At 43.6% G+C, this 18,634-nt stretch carries 18 protein-coding genes and 4 tRNA genes; 12 read left to right on the forward strand and 10 right to left on the reverse strand.

The annotated features are described in order from the left end of the window. Positions 1–3: 3 nt before the first annotated feature. The 5 genes from NBH16_RS12830 to porQ form a co-directional block, all read right to left on the reverse strand. Positions 4–1,755, reverse strand: a complete 1,752-nt coding sequence (locus NBH16_RS12830) for a DUF6057 family protein (protein WP_250788693.1) — start codon at positions 1,753–1,755, stop codon at positions 4–6. Positions 1,756–1,836: 81 nt separating this feature from the next. Beyond that, a complete protein-coding gene (gene pfkA, locus NBH16_RS12835) occupies positions 1,837–2,817 on the reverse strand; it encodes a 6-phosphofructokinase (protein ID WP_005858904.1) in 981 nt (326 codons plus the stop codon). 97 nt (positions 2,818–2,914) lie between these two features. After that, the gene (locus tag NBH16_RS12840; protein ID WP_005867938.1) at positions 2,915–3,787 is read right to left on the reverse strand and encodes a 4-hydroxy-3-methylbut-2-enyl diphosphate reductase; all 873 of its coding nucleotides are present in this window, start codon (positions 3,785–3,787) and stop codon (positions 2,915–2,917) included. A gap of 184 nt (positions 3,788–3,971) precedes the next feature. Next, complete coding sequence (gene cmk, locus NBH16_RS12845) at positions 3,972–4,661, reverse strand: (d)CMP kinase (protein WP_005867936.1); 690 nt, start codon at positions 4,659–4,661, stop codon at positions 3,972–3,974. A 24-nt stretch (positions 4,662–4,685) separates the two neighbouring features. Next, on the reverse strand, positions 4,686–5,696 hold the full coding sequence (gene porQ, locus NBH16_RS12850) for a type IX secretion system protein PorQ (protein WP_022193218.1): 1,011 nt from the start codon (positions 5,694–5,696) through the stop codon (positions 4,686–4,688). A gap of 207 nt (positions 5,697–5,903) precedes the next feature. Between porQ and NBH16_RS12855 the strand changes: the two genes are divergently transcribed. From NBH16_RS12855 to NBH16_RS12890, 8 genes are all read left to right on the forward strand, one after another. Continuing rightward, positions 5,904–6,596, forward strand: coding sequence for an energy transducer TonB (locus tag NBH16_RS12855; protein ID WP_048928203.1), 693 nt, complete (start codon positions 5,904–5,906; stop codon positions 6,594–6,596). A gap of 80 nt (positions 6,597–6,676) precedes the next feature. Then, a complete protein-coding gene (locus NBH16_RS12860) occupies positions 6,677–7,651 on the forward strand; it encodes a polyprenyl synthetase family protein (RefSeq protein ID WP_005867931.1) in 975 nt (324 codons plus the stop codon). Positions 7,652–7,654: 3 nt separating this feature from the next. After that, a complete protein-coding gene (locus NBH16_RS12865) occupies positions 7,655–8,440 on the forward strand; it encodes a TatD family hydrolase (protein ID WP_005867930.1) in 786 nt (261 codons plus the stop codon). A 147-nt stretch (positions 8,441–8,587) separates the two neighbouring features. Further along, positions 8,588–8,675: transfer RNA gene (locus NBH16_RS12870), tRNA-Ser, on the forward strand. Positions 8,676–8,755: 80 nt separating this feature from the next. Continuing rightward, positions 8,756–9,490 (forward strand): MotA/TolQ/ExbB proton channel family protein, encoded by a 735-nt coding sequence (locus NBH16_RS12875; protein WP_005867929.1) that lies wholly within the window; start codon positions 8,756–8,758, stop codon positions 9,488–9,490. 9 nt (positions 9,491–9,499) lie between these two features. Next, positions 9,500–9,973, forward strand: coding sequence for a hypothetical protein (locus tag NBH16_RS12880; RefSeq protein ID WP_005867928.1), 474 nt, complete (start codon positions 9,500–9,502; stop codon positions 9,971–9,973). Between the two features lie 32 nt (positions 9,974–10,005). Continuing rightward, on the forward strand, positions 10,006–10,596 hold the full coding sequence (locus NBH16_RS12885; protein ID WP_005858924.1) for an ExbD/TolR family protein: 591 nt from the start codon (positions 10,006–10,008) through the stop codon (positions 10,594–10,596). Next, positions 10,596–11,063, forward strand: a complete 468-nt coding sequence (locus NBH16_RS12890) for an ExbD/TolR family protein (protein WP_005867927.1) — start codon at positions 10,596–10,598, stop codon at positions 11,061–11,063. Before NBH16_RS12885 ends, NBH16_RS12890 begins: the two co-directional genes overlap by 1 nt. A gap of 56 nt (positions 11,064–11,119) precedes the next feature. Here the strand turns inward: NBH16_RS12890 and NBH16_RS12895 are convergent, their stop codons facing one another. Beyond that, positions 11,120–11,668, reverse strand: coding sequence for a GNAT family N-acetyltransferase (locus tag NBH16_RS12895; RefSeq protein WP_005867926.1), 549 nt, complete (start codon positions 11,666–11,668; stop codon positions 11,120–11,122). A 144-nt stretch (positions 11,669–11,812) separates the two neighbouring features. Here NBH16_RS12895 and NBH16_RS12900 point away from each other — a divergent pair, with 144 nt between their 5' ends. Then, positions 11,813–12,283 (forward strand): Lrp/AsnC family transcriptional regulator, encoded by a 471-nt coding sequence (locus NBH16_RS12900; protein WP_005858930.1) that lies wholly within the window; start codon positions 11,813–11,815, stop codon positions 12,281–12,283. Positions 12,284–12,366: 83 nt separating this feature from the next. Here NBH16_RS12900 and asnS read toward each other — a convergent pair whose 3' ends face one another. Genes asnS through purB form a run of 3 tightly spaced genes read right to left on the reverse strand, consistent with a single transcriptional unit; the run spans position 12,367 to position 16,679 of the window. Beyond that, complete coding sequence (gene asnS / locus NBH16_RS12905) at positions 12,367–13,773, reverse strand: asparagine--tRNA ligase (RefSeq protein WP_005867925.1); 1,407 nt, start codon at positions 13,771–13,773, stop codon at positions 12,367–12,369. A gap of 15 nt (positions 13,774–13,788) precedes the next feature. Then, on the reverse strand, positions 13,789–15,276 hold the full coding sequence (locus NBH16_RS12910; RefSeq protein ID WP_196008742.1) for a pseudouridine synthase: 1,488 nt from the start codon (positions 15,274–15,276) through the stop codon (positions 13,789–13,791). Positions 15,277–15,335: 59 nt separating this feature from the next. Then, positions 15,336–16,679 carry an adenylosuccinate lyase gene (gene purB, locus NBH16_RS12915; protein WP_122369071.1) on the reverse strand — a complete coding sequence of 448 codons (1,344 nt, stop codon included), beginning with the start codon at positions 16,677–16,679 and terminating at the stop codon, positions 15,336–15,338. Positions 16,680–16,914: 235 nt separating this feature from the next. Here purB and NBH16_RS12920 point away from each other — a divergent pair. The 3 genes from NBH16_RS12920 to NBH16_RS12930 all read left to right on the forward strand — a co-directional run bounded on the left by NBH16_RS12920 (position 16,915) and on the right by NBH16_RS12930 (position 17,204). Further along, positions 16,915–16,989 (forward strand) — tRNA-Val (locus NBH16_RS12920). A 33-nt stretch (positions 16,990–17,022) separates the two neighbouring features. Then, a tRNA-Val gene (locus NBH16_RS12925) sits at positions 17,023–17,097 on the forward strand. A 32-nt stretch (positions 17,098–17,129) separates the two neighbouring features. Then, positions 17,130–17,204: transfer RNA gene (locus NBH16_RS12930), tRNA-Val, on the forward strand. Positions 17,205–17,273: 69 nt separating this feature from the next. Here the strand turns inward: NBH16_RS12930 and NBH16_RS12935 are convergent. Beyond that, positions 17,274–17,714, reverse strand: a complete 441-nt coding sequence (locus NBH16_RS12935) for a DoxX family protein (protein ID WP_005867918.1) — start codon at positions 17,712–17,714, stop codon at positions 17,274–17,276. Positions 17,715–18,634: the final 920 nt, after the last annotated feature.

Consider the following 18,634-nt stretch of genomic DNA (forward strand, 5'->3'; position numbering starts at 1 on the left):
CTCCTATTTAAACATATAATAATACCAATACGTATCGCCATAAGAGCGATACATCAAACCGGGCAGCGCATTACTATTATTCCGCCCAGCGAGCACTTGCCTCTTATAATCGGTGAATCGCCCTACGATAGATTCCGAGACACCGAAACGTTTCCAGTAATCCGGATCTTTCTCCGATAGGATGATGACCGCCTCTTGAAAAGAGACCGGTAAAGAAGGGAGTAAATCCGTTCCGTAATAGGTTTCCACCAACGTCTTAAAGCGCGTCACATCTTTTGCTAAAAGATAGAATACGCCGGCATAGTGGAAAGCGGCTTTATTGGAAGGATTCTGCTCCGCCAAGCGAATCAAGTCCGTGTCGAATCCATCCATCTGGATCAGATGATTCTCAGCTAGCAGGTTCCTGCGCATATTCCCCAATAGAGGATCTGTCTCGACCGCCTCATCATTATACAGGAATTTCCGCTGCGCTTTGGCCCAATCCTTATAATAGAAAGTATTCTCTAAGACAGCGATATATTTCTCCGCAACCGGATAGGCTCCATAAATCAAGTTCGTTTGTACCAAACGTTGCGTCATGCGGGGATTTCCATCACATAAAGCGCCGATATTACTCTCGAAAGCCATCTCTTGAGCCGCAGCGACATTTCCCATCGTAAAATAAACATCACTCAACAAGGCGGATATGGTGGTCGATTTATTCCATGCCACCATTAATCCACGAGGCCCGTGCTGCGTGTACTTAAACGCCTCATCCGCCAGAATACCTTTCCGGGCCAAAGCCATATTTTGGTAACATAAATAGAGTTGATTAGTGGTCGGCTCCTTGCATGATACCAAGATCCGGTCCCATTGCTCTGTCCGGGTAAAATAGTCCATCATCTTCAAACGGTATGATTTCTGTTCGCCATATAGATCGAAGCCTTTCCAGAAGATAAGCCCTAAGATAATGAATTGGGAGATTCCCAGCGCTAGACGCTTTTTACCAGCCCATGATTCCTTGTTTTTACAGAGGCAGGTTACAACCAGCGCCGCATAGAAAGCGATCCATGAGAAATAAATTACCTTATCCGGCACCAAACGGAAATAATAATAACTATCCGGTAAAAAGACAAAGCGGTATTCTCCGATCACCGAGTAACGCACACATAATTCACCCAAGATCAACACGATCATCGGTAAAATCGCGGAATAATACCAACGGGGCGTCCGGCTCATGGCCTCGTATCCCATCATGGACAAGGCAAACAACAAAGAGACCGGCCCGGCCAACCCAAAGAGTAACAGGGAGGCAAACAGACTTGCAATCAAACGAGGTATGAAATTCCTTATCCCTAAAACGAGATATAAAGCAAGCAGCATCATACCGAAGGCGACCGTTCCTTGAAACCTGTAATTAAAATCCCATTGCACAAACAACAAGGATAGGACGGGAAGCCAAGCCCATAAAATACCATGGCTTCGCGGATCGATCCGCCTCAAGATCGCCCAAAACAAGGCCCCTAGGCTTGTCAGCAGGGGCGCCGTTATCATAGCTCCCACATTCGGGAGAATGAAGAACTGCACCAAACAACCGGAAAGAACCATCGCTAAACCTCCCGGTTGCATTAACTTATCGATAATAAAAATGGGAGTCAACTGGAATAACTGGTTCTGCTCGACACAGTAAAAGTGGTACTCACTGAATATCCTCAAGAAGATAAACAGAAAGACAAATACGATTACATTCAAGGCCACGCCGCTATACTTCTTCATGATATCAGGTTCTTCAAATAAAAACCCGGATGTACGCAATCGCTACATCCGGGTTCCTATTCGTATAAATATATGCCTTATTTAGATTGAAGAAACACGGAGCGTGTTCAACAAATCCCGGTTAATAGGCTTATCATTCTTGATCGCTTTAGAGAACGGTACATAAACGATCTGGTCGTTCTGGATACCCATCATCACGTTACGTTGATCATCCAACAAGGCATCGATCGCGGCCACACCCATACGAGTCGCCAAGATCCGGTCTTGTGCCGTAGGAGAACCACCACGCTGCAAGTGACCTAAAATAGAGACACGCACATCGAACTGCGGATATTCCTTCTTCACACGCTCAGCGACACCCATAGCGCCACCGGTTACCTCACTTTCGGCAACCAATACGATACTACTGTTCTTGGACTTACGGAATCCATTCTCGATCATCTCGGCCAATTGGTCTTTCTCCAAGGAGATTTCCGGGATAATAGCGGCTTCGGCGCCAGAAGCGATCGCTCCGTTCAACGCCAAGAAACCCGCATCGCGCCCCATAACCTCCACAAAGAACAGACGATCATGCGAGGTAGCGGTATCACGGATCTTATCCACGCATTCCATGATCGTGTTCAAGGCCGTATCATAACCGATCGTCGTATCCGTGCCATACAAGTCATTATCAATCGTACCCGGCAATCCTACGATCGGGAAATTAAACTCCTGAGCGAAAATACGCGCTCCCGTCAACGTTCCGTCACCACCGATAGCGATCAAGGCATCGATCCCATGCTCTTGCAACTTATCATAGGCCTGTTTTCGTCCCTCGGGAGTCTTGAACTCCACGCAACGGGCGGTCTTAAGAATTGTTCCACCGCGCTGAATTATATTACTGACATTTTGTGTCTTAAACTCTTCAATCTCATCTAGGATCAACCCTTTGTAACCACGGTAAATACCTTTCACTCTCATTCCGTTATAAATAGCGGAACGTGTTACCGCACGAATAGCGGCATTCATTCCCGGGGCATCACCTCCGGACGTTAAAATACCAACACACTTTACTGTAGACATAGCGTCATTGATTTTAATGTTCTCCGGCAAAAGTAGTAAATATTTAGTTATCCTTCTGTCTTTCTCCCGGAAAGTTCACGTAATTTTAATCAAAATATCATTCCGAAGCATTCAGTTCCTTGATCCGGACCGCCACTTCCTCCATCAACCACTTGGGAGTGGATGTAGCGCCGCAAACCCCGACCCGGCGCACGCCCTCGGGCAAAGGCTCGGTAATCTCTGATACCTCGGAAATAAAAAGCGTATTCGGGTTCGCTTTCCGGCACTCCTCGAACAGCATCTTTCCGTTGGAACTTTTACGACCGGCCACAAAATAGACCCAATCGTGGCTGGAGGCGAACGCTTTTATATTCGGAAGGCGATTCGCCACCTGACGGCAAATCGTATCGTAATAATTAAACTCCACCCCTTCCGCCATCCGCTGCTTGATCTCCGCCACTACCGCCTTGAATCCATCCAAGGACTTCGTGGTTTGGGAAAACAGACTGATCGCACGGGTAAAGTCCAGACGATCGAGGTCTTCTATTTTCTCGATAACAATCGCCGTACCTTCTGTCTGGCCCACCAAGCCATTCACCTCCGCATGGCCTTTCTTTCCATAGATAACCAGCTGGGTGTTATTTGCCCGGGTCTCTTGATAACATTTATGGATCTTGCGCTGCAAACGCAAGACAACCGGGCAAGTAGCATCTATAATCGTGATATTGTTTCGCTTCGCTAAAGAATAGGTAGAAGGTGGCTCGCCATGCGCCCGGAGCAACACCTTCCGGTCTCTCAACTTTGAAAGGCCATCATGATCGATCGTATGCAGCCCCATATGCTCCAACCGCTCCACCTCCAAACTGTTATGAACGATATCGCCTAGGCAATACAGCGTATCCGTATTACCCAGCTCCCGCTCCGCGCTTTCTATGGCGGTAACAACCCCAAAGCAGAATCCGGAATCTTTATCTATCTCGACTTCTATCATATCTATAATATCATTAACAAACAAGCACTTACAGTTTTCTTAATTTTCAATCACAAGAAACTAAAGTTTCTTCATAACAAAACTAGAGTTTTCCCTAAGAGAAACTTTTGTTTCCTAGTAACGAAACTATAGTTTTCATTCGAAGAGACAAAAGTTTTCTTTATAGGAAACTCTAAGCACTCGTTTATGAACCGATCGCTTTATGATATTGTTCCAGCAACCAAGCCTTTTGCTCGTCCAAAGTCATATGGGAATTATCCAATACCAAGGCATCATCCGCCTGTCTCAAAGGACTTTCCTCCCGGGTTGAATCTATATAATCCCGCTTCTTCACATTCTCCAGCACTTCCTCGTAAGAAGCGGGGATCCCCTTCGCCTCTAGCTCATCCACCCGGCGCTTGGCACGTACCTCCGGCGAGGCCGTCACGAAAAGCTTCAACTCCGCATCCGGGAATACGACCGTACCGATATCACGGCCATCCATCACGATGCCTTTCGCCTTCCCCATCTCTTGTTGCTTAGCGACCAACGCACGGCGCACAAAGCCTAGAGTGGCTACCGGACTCACTTTATCCGCCACTTCCATGCCACGGATCTCTTTCTCTACATTCACACCGTTCAAATAGGTATCCGGCCGGCCGGTCTCCGCGTTCAAACGAAATGAAATATCGATATCATGGATAGAAGCCTTCAGCTCTTCCTCCTTAATCTTCTCTCCCTCAAAAAATCCATGCTGGATGCAATACAAAGTCACGGCCCGATACATGGCACCCGTATCGATATACGTATATCCGATCTCCTTGGCAAGATCTTTTGCCATGGTACTTTTGCCACTGGAAGAGTGGCCGTCTATAGCGATAACTATTTTCTTCATATATGTATATATTAATGTATAGGTTTATTCTGTCACCTTCTTAAAATCGGCCAAGGTCGTAGATACGCTAATCATCATCGACATGGCGGACGGATGATATTTCGCCAGCGAGAAGCCCACGTCAAACATCTTGATCCTTACGCCTGCGCCCGCCGAGAAGCCGGAGAAACTTCCCCCGCCTTTCAACTTCATATCCATATTGACCTTCGGATTGAATCCTACGCCCACCCAAAAGTTCTCGGACGGGATAAAATCCACGCCGATGATAAAATGCTTCGCCAACGTCTTAACAAAAGAATCCCCTTCATACTCTTTATCCGTATTATCGATATAATCGAACTTCCAACGGTTCAAGTATTGGGCCGTCAAAGAAAAACGAATCGGGGCATGCGCCATTTTCTGCGTGATACCCATCTGGATATCCCAAGGCATCTTTTGTCGCTCATCCTCGTAAGCTTTCAGTTGCGCGCCGATATTCTTCAAGGCGAAACCAAAAGAAAAACCCTTATCCGAATTATAATAACTCAATCCCGCATCCACGCATAAACCGATAGAGGTATAATCAGCCAAGCCCGAATACAAGAACTTCAACGACAATCCACCCCGCCAACGCTCGCTCAAGTCGCGGGAGTAGAAACCATTTACGCTGATATCTTTCGCCGAAAGACTCGCTCCGGTCACGACATTATCCGGCAACACCTCCTGGATATCGCCATAGCTTATAAACGTAGCGCCTACGCCCCAAGCCCCTTTCTCGCCATGCGCTTTCGTGAACAAGGCACTCCCTACGTTGATATCCGAGATGTAATTCATATAATTCAAGTTGATCATCCCATCCATCTCCGCGCCTAGCAACGCCGGATTATGGAAAATAAGTGAAGGATCTCTTTCTACCAACGCCACGGTATGCCCACCCAAGGCGTTAGCCCGGGTCGAGGTCGGAAAACGTAAGAAAGTATACGCCTCGCTCCCGTTTTGCGCTGAGACAGACAGTGTAACAACGAATAAAATCAGTATAAATAGTTTATTTCTCATATTTTCATGCAAAAAATCGTTCAAAGATACATTAATTCGGAAAAATGTTTTTACTTTACACCCGCAAATCTCAGAAATACGGATTTCACATTAACAGAAACGGGAAAAATGCCAAAAAGGTATATAATCGCTCTCATTTTTGTTTGATATATGAAATAATTTGTATTTTTGCAGAAGTGAAAAACACTTATAAATTATTATAAACGTATGGAAATTAAAAAATCACCGAAAGCGGACCTTGAGAAAGGTAAGACCCTAAGCATCCTTATGGGATTTGTAGTGGGCTTAGCTGTCTTGTTCGTGGGCTTCGAATGGAGTACCCGCGATGTAATGGTCGTTCAGGCTAGCGAGGGTGTAGCAGACATCATCGCTGAGGAAGAAGTGGAAATCACGAGACCGGAGAATACGCCTCCTCCACCTCCACCACCTCCAGCACCAGTTGTAACCGAGGTTTTGAACGTTGTTGAAGATGACGTTGAATTGGAACAGCAGGATATCTTATCATCAGAGGATGACCAAACCTCAGCGCAGGAGGCTGTTTATACTCCCCCCGCAGTTGTAGAAGAGGAAGAAGAGTCCGCACAACAGATCTTTACAGTTGTAGAAGAAATGCCGAAGTTCCCCGGTGGAGACGCAGAATTGCTGAAGTTTATCGCTAAATCAATCAAGTATCCGGTAATCGCACAGGAAAACGGTATCCAAGGTCGTGTAATCTGCGCATTCGTGGTTAACCGAGACGGATCAGTAGTAGACGCTGAGGTATTACGTGGTGTAGACCCATCATTGGACAAAGAGGCTCTTCGTGTGATCGGTACCATGCCTAAATGGACTCCGGGTAAGCAGAGAGGTAAACCAGTACGTGTTAAGTATACTGTGCCTATCACGTTCAGATTGCAATAGTATAACATTAAACATATCAAAAAGGCTGCTTCATTTTCGCAGCCTTTTTTTATTTCATAACTCCATTAATTGATACAGCTATGTTAGCATTCGAGAATATACTTCAAAGAATAAAAAGCGAGATCTCTCAACTACAATTCACCAATCCTCCCAAGAGCTTATACGAGCCGATAGAGTACATCTTGTCCCTCGGAGGAAAAAGAATACGTCCGGCGTTAACGTTGATGGCATGTAATATATATAATAATAGTATAGAGAATGCGATCAAGCCCGCTTTAGGTCTGGAAGTTTTCCATAACTTCACCTTGCTGCACGACGACCTGATGGATGAAGCTGATAAAAGAAGGAACAAACCTACCGTACACAAGGTATGGAATGCCAATACGGCGATTCTTTCCGGAGATGCGATGCTAATAGCGGCTTATCAATTAATCGGATCAACGGAACACGGCCACCTCAAACAAGTGTTGGATTTATTTACGCAAACCGCAGCGGAAATATGTGGCGGCCAACAATTCGACATGGAATTCGAGTCTCGCATGGATGTAAGCGAGGAAGAATACATCGAGATGATCCGGCTAAAGACAGCCGTACTACTGGCCTGCGCCCTTAAAACAGGTGCCTTACTCGGAGGTGCCTCACAGAAAGACGCAGACCATTTATATGCGTTTGGTATTAATATTGGTCTAGCGTTTCAACTGCAAGATGATTTACTAGATGTATATGGTGACACCGCCACTTTCGGGAAAAACATTGGCGGCGATATCCTTTGCAACAAGAAAACATTCTTATTGATCAACGCTCTCAGACTGGCCAATAAAGAACAAGCGGAAGCTCTCCGTAGCTGGATGGATAAAAAAGAATTCGACCCGGCTCAAAAGATACAGGCATTCACCTCTATCTACAACGAATTGCAGCTAAAACAATTAACAGAAAATAAAATCCAAGCCTATTACGACGCATCCGTAGAGAACTTAAACGCTTTACAAGTCGCCCCCGAAAAATTAACGATCCTAAAAGAGGTTTGTGATCATTTAATGCATAGACAATCCTAATCCATGAGCTTAATAGACACACATTGCCATTTATATCTGGAGGATTTCGATCCGGAGCAAGACGAACTGGCTCAAAAAGCAAAAGACTCAGGTATCGACACCCTGCTTCTGCCAAACGTAGACCTGACGACGATTGACAGAATGCACGATTTATGCGATCGATACCCAGAGTTCGCTTTCCCCATGATGGGATTGCATCCGACCAGTGTGGATAGCAATTATATCGATATCCTAAAACAAACGGAATCCTATCTATCTAAACGTACTTATTGCGGTATCGGTGAAATCGGGATCGATCTATATTGGGATAAGACTTATTTGAAGGAGCAACAAATCGTTTTCGAGGAACAACTGCGTTGGAGCATCGATCTAAACCTGCCCGTAGCCATCCATACCCGTGACGCATATCCGGAAGTTCTGGAATGCATAGATAAAGTCGGAGCGGAAAGACTTAAGGGCGTATTTCATAGTTTTACCGGCACAACAGAAGAGCTGGAAGAAATAAAGAAACTGCCCACCTTCAAGATCGGGATAAACGGGGTTGTCACCTTTAAAAATTCAAAACTGTCCGAAGTCATCCGGCAAACAGATCTTGAAAAGATACTCTTGGAAACAGATGCCCCCTATCTTTCACCAGTCCCCTACAGAGGTAGACGGAATGAGCCTACTTACATATGGAAGACGGCCGAGAAAGTGGCGGAAACATTCGGCCTCACGCTAGAGGAAACCGTAAACGCTACTCGAAAAAACACATTAGAATTGTTTAAAAGCCTAAATAAACCCATATAGACACTTTTTTTCGAATGAAGTCAAAATTTATTTCGCGGATATTGTGTATATGTCAAGCAAAAACTATAGATTTGTGCACTGAAAAGATTGCATATGGGAATTTTTTCGTATTTTGCGGTCGTTTTAGAAGAAGCTAGGCGAATAATTGGAGAGATGCTCGAGTGGTTGAAGAGGCACGCCTGGAAAGCGTGTAAACCCCTAAAGGGTTTCGCGGGTTCGAATCCCGCTCTCTCCGCAGTGGAGAATACCATGAATTAATTAACAATAAAATAAAAACAAATAAGAGAATTATTAATCTTAAAAATTAAACACACAATGAAAAAGTTATTTGCAAAAGCATTCTTGGGTTTATGTGCCCTTGGAACTTCTACCGTAGCATTCGCACAGGATGCGGCTCCAGCAATTGAAGGAGGTATGTATCAAGCATTAAAGACAAAGTTTATCGAAGGTGGTGCCGACTTCATGAGTTTGGTCGCTATCGCTTTGATTTTCGGTTTGGCATTCTGCTTAGAGAGAATTATCTACTTAAACTTGGCTGAGACAAACTCCAGCAAACTGTTGAAAGGTATTGAGGATGCTTTAGACAAAGGTGATGTTGAAGGCGCTAAAGCTATCGCTCGCGACACAAGAGGCCCTATCGCTTCTATCGCTTACCAAGGATTGATGAGAATTGACCAAGGTATTGACGTTGTAGAGAAATCTATCGTTTCTTACGGTGGTGTTCAAGGCGGTCTTTTGGAAAAGAATATGTCTTGGATCACATTGTTTATCGCAATGGCTCCGTCTTTGGGATTCTTGGGTACTGTAGTAGGTATGATCATGGCGTTCGATAAAATCGAGCAAGTTGGTGATATCAGCCCGACGGTTGTAGCAGGTGGTATGAAAGTGGCCTTGATTACTACTGTAGGTGGTTTGATCGTAGCCTTGATTCTTCAGGTATTCTATAACTATTTGTTAAGCAAATTGGAGGCTATTTTGAACCAGATGGAAGATGCTTCTATCTCTTTGCTTGACTTGGTTATCAAATACAACGTCAAATTCAAAAAATAATAACGAATTATGGCAGTTACTAAAATAAGAAAAATATCCAGTTGGACTTTACTGATAAGTTCTATTATCAGTATCATTGTGCTGGGTATGTTTTATGCGGGTGGAGTCGTTGACCCTGCCGCAGAAATGAAAGAACCCATCTATACAGGGTTATTGATTAACTGGACTTCTGTATTGTTCTTCGTGACAATCATCAGTACAGTATTGTTTGCGGTTTGGCAATTCTTGACTTTGCTGAAGACTAACGCTAAATCAGCTATCATGTCTTTGGTAGTATTAGTTTGTTTCGTAGCCGTATTGTTCATCACCTATACAATGGGTGACGCGACTCCTTTAGCAGGCTTGAACGCAGACTCTCAAGTTTACAATACTCCGGGTTGGTTAAAGATCACAGACATGTGGATCATGTCTACAATCGTACTTTTGGTTCTGATCGTAGCATGTGTAGTTTGGGGTTCTGTAAAGAGAATCATGGGTAAATAATAGTAATAACGAACTGATAAAACAAGAAAGAAATGGGTAAGAAAAGAAAGACACCGGGTATCAATGGTTCTTCTTCGGCCGATATCGCTTTCATGTTGCTTATCTTCTTCCTTATTACTACATCAATGGATACAGATAAAGGTTTGGCAAGACGTTTGCCGCCCCCTGTACCTAAAGATCAGAAGAACGATACCGATGTTGACATCAAAAAGAGAAACTTGTTGGTTGTATTGATCAATAGTAATAACCAGATTCTCTGTGGTGATCAATTTGTCGATATCAAGCAATTGAAAGAAAGAATCAAAGAGTTCATTGATAATCCTTACAATGACGAACATAAGCCTGAACGTGTTGAGGCTGATGTTCCATTCTTCGGAAAGATGATGGTAACGAAGAACCACGTAATTTCTTTACAGAATGACCGTGGTACCGAATACCAAGCTTATATCGATGTGCAGAATGAAATCGCGGCTGCTTATAACGAATTGAGAAATAAGGTTTCTAAGGAAAAATTCGGGAAGAATTTCGCTGATTTGGACGAAGAACAACAAAAAGCTGTACAGCAGATTTATCCGCAAAAGATATCAGAAGCTGAACCTAAAAATTATGGAGGTAAAAAGTAATGGGAAAGTTTAGTAAAGCGGGCGGTCGTGAAATGCCCGAATTGAATACATCATCATTACCTGACTTGGTGTTCGCTTTCTTGTTCTTCATCATGATGGTAACATCTATGCGTGAGGTAACATTGAAAGTAGAGTTCCATGCTCCACAAGCTACAGAGCTTCAAAAATTGGAGAAGAAATCTTTGGTTACATTTATCTATGTAGGTAAGCCGACTAGAGATTTGAGAGCGAAGATGGGTTCTGAGACTCGTATCCAGTTGAATGACGCTTTTGCAGAGACTTCGGAAATTCAGGATTATATCGCACAAGAAAAGTCCAGTATGAAAGAAGAGGACCAGCCGTTTATGACAGTTTCTATTAAGGCTGATAAAGAGACCAAGATGGGAACGATCACCGATATCAAGCAGGCTCTTCGTGAGGCATACGCATTGAAGATTAGTTATTCCGCAGCACAACGTGTAGAGTAATAATTATTCAGATATAGCATTATAAAAAGGGGCGGGATTTATTTCCCGCCCCTTTTTTATTCCACTCCATAAACGTTTTGGTGAATAATGGTCTTAACTCGCTCAAAAGATTGCTCAAGATCAAGTTTCCCATGAGTCATCAAACGCATTTCTAAAAATGCCTCTCCCTTACGATAGGGAGGTTGGAAATATACATGGTGATCCAAGACAAACCCCAGACGTTCATAAAAACCGATTCTACGTTTACTCATCTCCTCTGTCGGCATCTCTACCTCTAAGACAACCGGATCTTCGTGGAGAGCTAAAAAACTTGTCATTGCTTTCGCTCCGATTCCTCCGTTACGAGCGGACTCGTCGATTGCGAAATGCTCCGCATAAACAAAGCCCTCAAATTGCCATCCCGTAATGAAACCCACATAAATACCATCCCGTAGCAAGGCATACATCTCGAAACGGCTATCTTCCTCCAAAAGCTTACGTACCAAAGAGAAATCACGACGTTCTTCCTCGGGGAAAGAACTAGTATATGTTTTCTCTACTAGATCCAATAAAGGATCGGCTATCTCCCGGACAGGCTTACTAATTATTACATGATCTTCGCTCATAAAAAAAATACTTAATAATTGAATAAAGAATGCTTACAAAATCAAAATAATCTACCATAATCTTTAGATGATTATAAGATTATCATTATATTTGTATTAAATATGAAAGATATAATCTAACAGTAATACAAATATACTGAATATATGGCACATCATCAACTAGATGAACTGGACGAGAAGATACTTAAACTAATCATCGGCAATGCGCGTATGCCATTTTTGGAAGTAGCGAGGGAATGTAACGTATCCGGAGCGGCTATTCATCAACGCATACAAAAGCTGACTAATTTAGGGGTTATCAAAGGTTCAGAATTCATCGTGGATAACACAAAAGTTGGGTATGAAACTTGCGCATATATGGGGCTATTCCTAAAGTCTCCCGGACAATTTCCAAGCGTTACCGAAGCGCTGTTGCAGATACCGGAAGTCGTGGAATGCCATTATACAACGGGGCAATACGACCTGTTTATAAAAATATACGCAAAGAACAACCAGCATTTGCTAAGCATCATCCACAACAAGCTTCAACCATTGGGCTTGGCTCGCACCGAATCGCTTATATCCTTTAAGGAGGCATTCAAAAGGCAAATTCCTATTGATCTGGACGACGATTAAACAAAGGAAGCTATATAAGAAAAGGGTCCGTAATCCGGTTGAAACCGGTTACGAACCCTTTTTATCATGATCACTAAGCGCTATTAGAACTCAGCGTTATTCGGTGTACGCGGAAAAGGTATCACGTCACGGATATTTCCCATACCCGTAACGAACAACAAAAGACGCTCAAAGCCCAAACCGAAACCAGAGTGAGGCACCGTACCAAAACGGCGAGTATCTAAGTACCACCACATATCCTTCATCGGGATGCCCAACTCATCAATACGAGTCATTAGCTTATCATAGTCGGCCTCACGCTCGGAACCGCCGATGATCTCTCCGATCTTCGGGAACAATACGTCCATGGCACGCACCGTCTTTCCATCCTCGTTTTGCTTCATATAGAAAGCCTTGATCTCTTTCGGGTAATCCGTTAAAATTACCGGACGTTTGAAGTGATCCTCCACCAAGAAACGTTCATGCTCGGAAGCCAAATCTACCCCCCAATAAACAGGGAACTCAAATTTATGTCCTTTAGCGACAGCCTCTTCCAATATCTTGATTCCTTCAGTGTACGGCAAGCGAACGAATGAGTCTTTCAAGACCCCTTCCAGACGAGCGATCAATTCCTTATCGAACATATCGTTCAAGAACTTGATATCCTCCATACAGTTATCCAACGCCCATTGTACGCAATATTTAATGAACTCCTCGGCCAACTCCATATTGTCCGTGATATCATTAAAAGCGACTTCCGGCTCAATCATCCAGAATTCCGCCAAATGACGAGGCGTATTTGAGTTCTCCGCACGGAACGTAGGGCCAAACGTATAAATCTGTCCCAAGGCTGTAGCTGCCAACTCACCCTCCAACTGTCCGGAAACCGTCAAGCTAGCCTGCTTGCCGAAGAAATCGTCCTCATAAATGATAGAGCCGTTCTCATCCTTTTTCAAGTCGTACAAATTCTTGGTAGTAACTTGGAACATCTGTCCGGCACCCTCACAGTCGGAAGCCGTGATGATCGGCGTATGGAAATAGAAAAAGCCTCTATCATGGAAAAACTTATGGATAGCGTAAGCCATATTATGACGAATACGGAATACCGCTCCAAATGTATTCGTACGAGGACGCAAATGAGCGATCTCACGCAAAAACTCCATGGAGTGTCCTTTTTTCTGCAATGGATAAGTAGCTGGATCAGCCGTACCGAAGATCTCAATCTCGGTAGCCTGTATCTCCACATTTTGCCCCTTACCTTGGGATTGTGTCAAGATACCATTTACGCTGATACTAGCTCCCGTGGTAATCGGTTTCAAGAACTCATCACCCAATTTATCTACATCCACAACGATCTGAACATTATTAATTGTAGAACCGTCATTCAAGGCGATAAAATTCACCTGTTTGCTACCACGGCGGGTACGTACCCATCCTTTCACATTCACGGTAGTACCGAAAGCGTCGCTTTTCAGCACGTCTACAATTTTTGTTCGTTTAATTGTTTCCATCTGTATCGTTTTTTGTTATTCGAAAGCTCCCATCCTAAGAGCGTTCACTTCCCTTTCATTTAAGTAACGCCATTTACCGCGGCCTAAGTTCTTCTTAGTCAAACCGGCGAAATAAACACGATCCAATTTCGTCACATGATATCCCAACGATTCGAAAATACGGCGCACGATACGGTTACGGCCGGAATGGATCTCGATACCCACTTGGCTCTTATCGTCCTCGCTAGCATAGCTGATAGCGTCCGCATGGATCTCTCCATCCTCAAGCTCAAGGCCGTTGGCGATTTTCTCCATATCCTCGATAGCCACGTTCTTATCCAACCACACATGGTAGATCTTCTTCTTCTTGAAAGATGGGTGAGTCAATTTAGAAGCTAAATCACCATCGTTCGTCAATAACAAGACACCTGTCGTATTACGGTCCAAGCGGCCTACCGGATAAATACGTTCTTGGCAAGCGTTCTTCACCAAATCCATCACCGTCAAGCGCTCTTGGGGATCATCAGAAGTAGTTACGCAATTCTTCGGCTTGTTCAATACGATATACACCTTGCTCTCGATCTGAACCGGCTTCTCGTTAAATGTAACAACATCTTGACGAGTAATCTTAGTACCCAATTCCGTTACCACGACATCATTAACCTTAACAGCCCCTTTCTGGATAAACTCATCCGCCTCACGACGAGAGCAAACACCAGCGTTAGACAAGAATTTGTTCAAGCGGATCGGTTCGTTCGGGTCCGCCAAGACTTCCTTATACTTGATCTGTTTCGGACGCATGTTGTAACCCTGCTGTCTTTGGAACCCCCCTCCTCCACTGGGACGGCGATTATTATTGTAAGAAGGACGGCGATTATTTCCATATCCACCACCCCCTTGACGATTACCGCCATAAGAGTTATCGTTACCATACGAACGTCTGGGTGCGTAACCATCCCCGCCGCTTGAACGTGAATCATTGTAATCAACCCGGGTATCACCTACTCTAGGTCTTCTTTTCTTCATACCATCCGCAGACATTCCCTCTCCGGAAGGACTAGCGGAATAAGCCTTTGCCGGTCCATCATAATTAGGACGAGACGGACGATTGTATTGCCCTCCTCCATTCCCATATGACGGGCGGTTATTTCCATAAGACGAGCGGCCGCTGTTGTAGCCACCTTCACGGTTGTTACCATAAGACGGGCGATTATTTCCATACCCACCTTCGCGATTGTTGCCATAAGATGGACGACTATTACCATAGCCCCCCTCACGGTTGTTGCCATACCCGCCTTCACGGTTATTATCGTAAGAACGCGGACGGCTCGAACGATCCCCGTATGAAGGACGGTTATTTTCTCCATAAGACCGATACGGTCTACGTTCATAGCTACCCTCAGGTTTATTATAACCCTGATTGTAAGGTCTTCTTTCACCTTCTTGGTCTGTGTTTTCCCGTCTGATACTTGGTATCACTTTTTTTGGACGCGGTTGAGATTCATCTCTTTCTTCTGTACTCATTTGTTATAAATTAAACAATGGTTAAAAACTTGGTAGCCTCACGGCTACCTGTATTATCACTAAATTCCTGTATAATTATGAGGCGTTATAGCCCTTAATTCATCTTTAATCCGGTCGCTAACATTCAAGGTTTCGATAAACTCCTTGATAGATTGCTCCGTAACAGTCTGGTTCGTACGTGTCAAAGCTTTTAATGCCTCGTAAGGCTTCGGATAACCCTCACGGCGTAAGACCGTCTGGATACCCTCGGCTACCACAGCCCAGCAATTATTCAAATCCCTACTTAGGGCGTTCTCGTTCAATAACAATTTACCCAAGCCTTTTGTTAAGCTCTTGAAGGCAATTTCTATATGTGCCAAAGGCACGCCTACGTTTCTCAACACGGTAGAATCCGTCAAGTCTCTTTGTAAACGAGATACCGGCAATTTCGTAGCCAAATGCTCTAAAATAGCGTTAGCGATCCCTAGATTACCCTCAGCGTTCTCGAAATCAATCGGGTTCACCTTATGTGGCATAGCAGACGAACCGATCTCACCCGCCTTGATCTTTTGCTTGAAATACTCCATGGAGATATATTGCCAGAAGTCACGATTCAAGTCGATCAAGATCGTATTGATACGCTTCAAGCCATCGAAGATCGCTGCCAGATTATCATAATTAGAGATCTGGGTAGTCCACTCCTCACGTTTCAAGCCTAACACCTCACTAACGAACTTATTACCGAATGCCCTCCAATCATAATCCGGATACGCTACATGATGTGCATTGAAGTTTCCTGTAGCGCCACCGAATTTAGCGGAGATAGGAACGGCCTTTAACAATGCCAACTGTTGCTCCAAACGGTAAACAAAGACCATCACCTCCTTACCCAAACGAGTCGGAGATGCCGGTTGCCCATGTGTCTTAGCCAACATCGGGATATCCATCCATTCCTCGGCGTATTTTTTCAAGGCGCCGATCACCTCTTCCAAACCCGGATAATACACCTCTTGCAAAGCATCCTTGATCGATAAAGGCACAGATGTGTTATTAATATCCTGAGAAGTCAATCCAAAATGAATAAACTCGTGGTATTTCTCCGCAAGGAAATGATTTGTTTTTTCCTTAATAAAGTACTCCACCGCTTTCACATCGTGGTTTGTCACGCTCTCGATCTCCTTCACTCGTAAAGCGTCCTCCTCCGTAAACTCCTGATAAATCTTCCGGAGCCCCTTTTTTACTTCCGCCGCATTTAACTCGCTTAATTGCGGAAGAAACTCAGATAGAGTAATAAAATACTCGATCTCAACTCGCACCCTATACTTGATAAGTGCGTATTCTGAAAAATAAGCCGCCAGATTCTCAGCCTTATTCCTGTATCGCCCATCCACGGGCGAAATAGCAGTCAGTGTCGATAATACCATATACATTATTAATATAGAGTCGCAAAGTTAAGTCTTTTCCATTGAATAATAAGGTAAGCAATCGTTATTTTTAACTAAATGCCCCGTTTTTAGGACCATCAGACACTTACGTAGCCACATCCAAACAAAATTCATATTCATCCACATTTTTTCGTCAAAAAGTTTGGTGGTAATAAAAAAAGCCGTATCTTTGCAGCGCTTTAGAGAGATAAAGCGAACGAAAAATAAGTTTAAAGGGCGTTTAGCTCAGCTGGTTCAGAGCATCTGCCTTACAAGCAGAGGGTCGGCGGTTCGAATCCGTCAACGCCCACCTTTAAATTTATTATTTCACCGAAAGATTTTCGGGCGTTTAGCTCAGCTGGTTCAGAGCATCTGCCTTACAAGCAGAGGGTCGGCGGTTCGAATCCGTCAACGCCCACTTTTAATTTATTATTATACCGAAAGAACTTCGGGCGTTTAGCTCAGCTGGTTCAGAGCATCTGCCTTACAAGCAGAGGGTCGGCGGTTCGAATCCGTCAACGCCCACAGAAAATAGAGTCTGTTAATCTAATGATTAACAGACTTTTTTATTTATCCTCAACCGCACATTCACGCTTACTTCTGCTTTCGAGACAGAGGAACAGCTATCAGACGATCTAACGAGAATTTTCCGGGTCCCGTTATATACATCAGGATAAAAACCACCAAATAAATGAATGCTAACTCTTTCAAAGAAAATGGGTCATTCCCATGGATGACGAAAAAAGCCATTCCCATGGTAAAAATCATGGGGATCATCGCAAGCCGATAAAGGGCCCCGAATATAAAACCGATGGAACAAGCAAGCTCCCCAAATATCGCAAGGCCCAAAGATATTGAATGCCCTACACCTAACGGATCAGGAAATGAGGCCGACATACTATCGAAATTTGTCCACTTTTGCATCCCATGAGATAATAGTAATCCACCGAAAAGCAAACGAAGCGCCAACAATAGTAATGAAATAGCCGTTCCATCCGGCTTCATTGGAAAAAGAAATTTGTAAATTACTGACATACTCTTCTGTTTTTAATCTTATCATTCTGTCTTTTTGATTATAAAACAAAATCAAGTTAGGGTTAGTTCAGTAAATATCCGTTTATAATCGGGGCTAAACTAAAAAAGCCCCCTTGATTTTTCAATCAAAGAGACTTCCTTTCCTTCGTGACCCGGGTGGGACTCAAACCCACGACCTTCAGAACCGGAATCTGACGCTCCATTCACTAAGCTACCTTGTTATCAACACTTTAATTATCTCTATATAAGTTCAGAGGTCAACTATAGGTCAACATTGAACTATGATGCAAATTTACTAAATATTCCACTCATAACGAAATCAACCAATGTAAATTAGACTGTACAAGTAGAGATTAATATGTAGGATACTCTAATTCACACACTATGAAATGAGCTTATTATAAGTCCATAACGCAGCCACAGCGATACCTAATAGTAGATGGTAAACAAGAATTGGCAAGAGTAAACTTCCCCATCCCAAACCACATATCAATCCTACCACAACTATAATGATATATAGGAGTAGCATTGTAGCTGCTGCTAACATAATACCTTGGCTTCCAGCTACGACATAATGAAACGGAGCATTAGGGGTTAGAGAATCTGTCTTGAGTGAATTGTTAGGTAATTCAGATCGTGTCATATGTAAATAGCATTAATTCGTAAGAAGTATCTTCAAGTCTGGTTGTGAAATCTTGCATAGTGTATTAATCTTTGGTCTGTATTACTGTAATAGTGAAGAGAGAGTATAAGAAACTGCATAAGAGTTCTCTCAAACACCATTCTTTAAAGAGGTATGAAATCCATTCATCCCATATATGAACTAATATTTAGTAATTCTGTACCTCATGCCATTTAGCCATTAACAGCCCACTTCACACCGGTTGGTTCAATTCTATGTCTTCAATCTAATCCTCTGT

Source organism: Parabacteroides sp. Y3-G-102, assembly GCF_023656845.1.
GTDB classification, from domain to species: domain Bacteria; phylum Bacteroidota; class Bacteroidia; order Bacteroidales; family Tannerellaceae; genus Parabacteroides; species Parabacteroides distasonis.

Excerpts from the sequence above, each read along its gene's own strand:
- NBH16_RS12830 (WP_250788693.1), bottom strand. The coding sequence starts at position 1,755 with ATGAAGAAGTATAGCGGCGTGGCCTTGAATGTAATCGTATTTGTCTTT.
- pfkA (WP_005858904.1), bottom strand. The coding sequence starts at position 2,817 with ATGTCTACAGTAAAGTGTGTTGGTATTTTAACGTCCGGAGGTGATGCC.
- NBH16_RS12840 (WP_005867938.1), bottom strand. The coding sequence starts at position 3,787 with ATGATAGAAGTCGAGATAGATAAAGATTCCGGATTCTGCTTTGGGGTT.
- cmk (WP_005867936.1), bottom strand. The coding sequence starts at position 4,661 with ATGAAGAAAATAGTTATCGCTATAGACGGCCACTCTTCCAGTGGCAAA.
- porQ (WP_022193218.1), bottom strand. The coding sequence starts at position 5,696 with ATGAGAAATAAACTATTTATACTGATTTTATTCGTTGTTACACTGTCT.
- NBH16_RS12855 (WP_048928203.1), top strand. The coding sequence starts at position 5,904 with ATGGAAATTAAAAAATCACCGAAAGCGGACCTTGAGAAAGGTAAGACC.
- NBH16_RS12860 (WP_005867931.1), top strand. The coding sequence starts at position 6,677 with ATGTTAGCATTCGAGAATATACTTCAAAGAATAAAAAGCGAGATCTCT.
- NBH16_RS12865 (WP_005867930.1), top strand. The coding sequence starts at position 7,655 with ATGAGCTTAATAGACACACATTGCCATTTATATCTGGAGGATTTCGAT.
- NBH16_RS12875 (WP_005867929.1), top strand. The coding sequence starts at position 8,756 with ATGAAAAAGTTATTTGCAAAAGCATTCTTGGGTTTATGTGCCCTTGGA.
- NBH16_RS12880 (WP_005867928.1), top strand. The coding sequence starts at position 9,500 with ATGGCAGTTACTAAAATAAGAAAAATATCCAGTTGGACTTTACTGATA.
- NBH16_RS12885 (WP_005858924.1), top strand. The coding sequence starts at position 10,006 with ATGGGTAAGAAAAGAAAGACACCGGGTATCAATGGTTCTTCTTCGGCC.
- NBH16_RS12890 (WP_005867927.1), top strand. The coding sequence starts at position 10,596 with ATGGGAAAGTTTAGTAAAGCGGGCGGTCGTGAAATGCCCGAATTGAAT.
- NBH16_RS12895 (WP_005867926.1), bottom strand. The coding sequence starts at position 11,668 with ATGAGCGAAGATCATGTAATAATTAGTAAGCCTGTCCGGGAGATAGCC.
- NBH16_RS12900 (WP_005858930.1), top strand. The coding sequence starts at position 11,813 with ATGGCACATCATCAACTAGATGAACTGGACGAGAAGATACTTAAACTA.
- asnS (WP_005867925.1), bottom strand. The coding sequence starts at position 13,773 with ATGGAAACAATTAAACGAACAAAAATTGTAGACGTGCTGAAAAGCGAC.
- NBH16_RS12910 (WP_196008742.1), bottom strand. The coding sequence starts at position 15,276 with ATGAGTACAGAAGAAAGAGATGAATCTCAACCGCGTCCAAAAAAAGTG.
- purB (WP_122369071.1), bottom strand. The coding sequence starts at position 16,679 with ATGGTATTATCGACACTGACTGCTATTTCGCCCGTGGATGGGCGATAC.
- NBH16_RS12935 (WP_005867918.1), bottom strand. The coding sequence starts at position 17,714 with ATGTCAGTAATTTACAAATTTCTTTTTCCAATGAAGCCGGATGGAACG.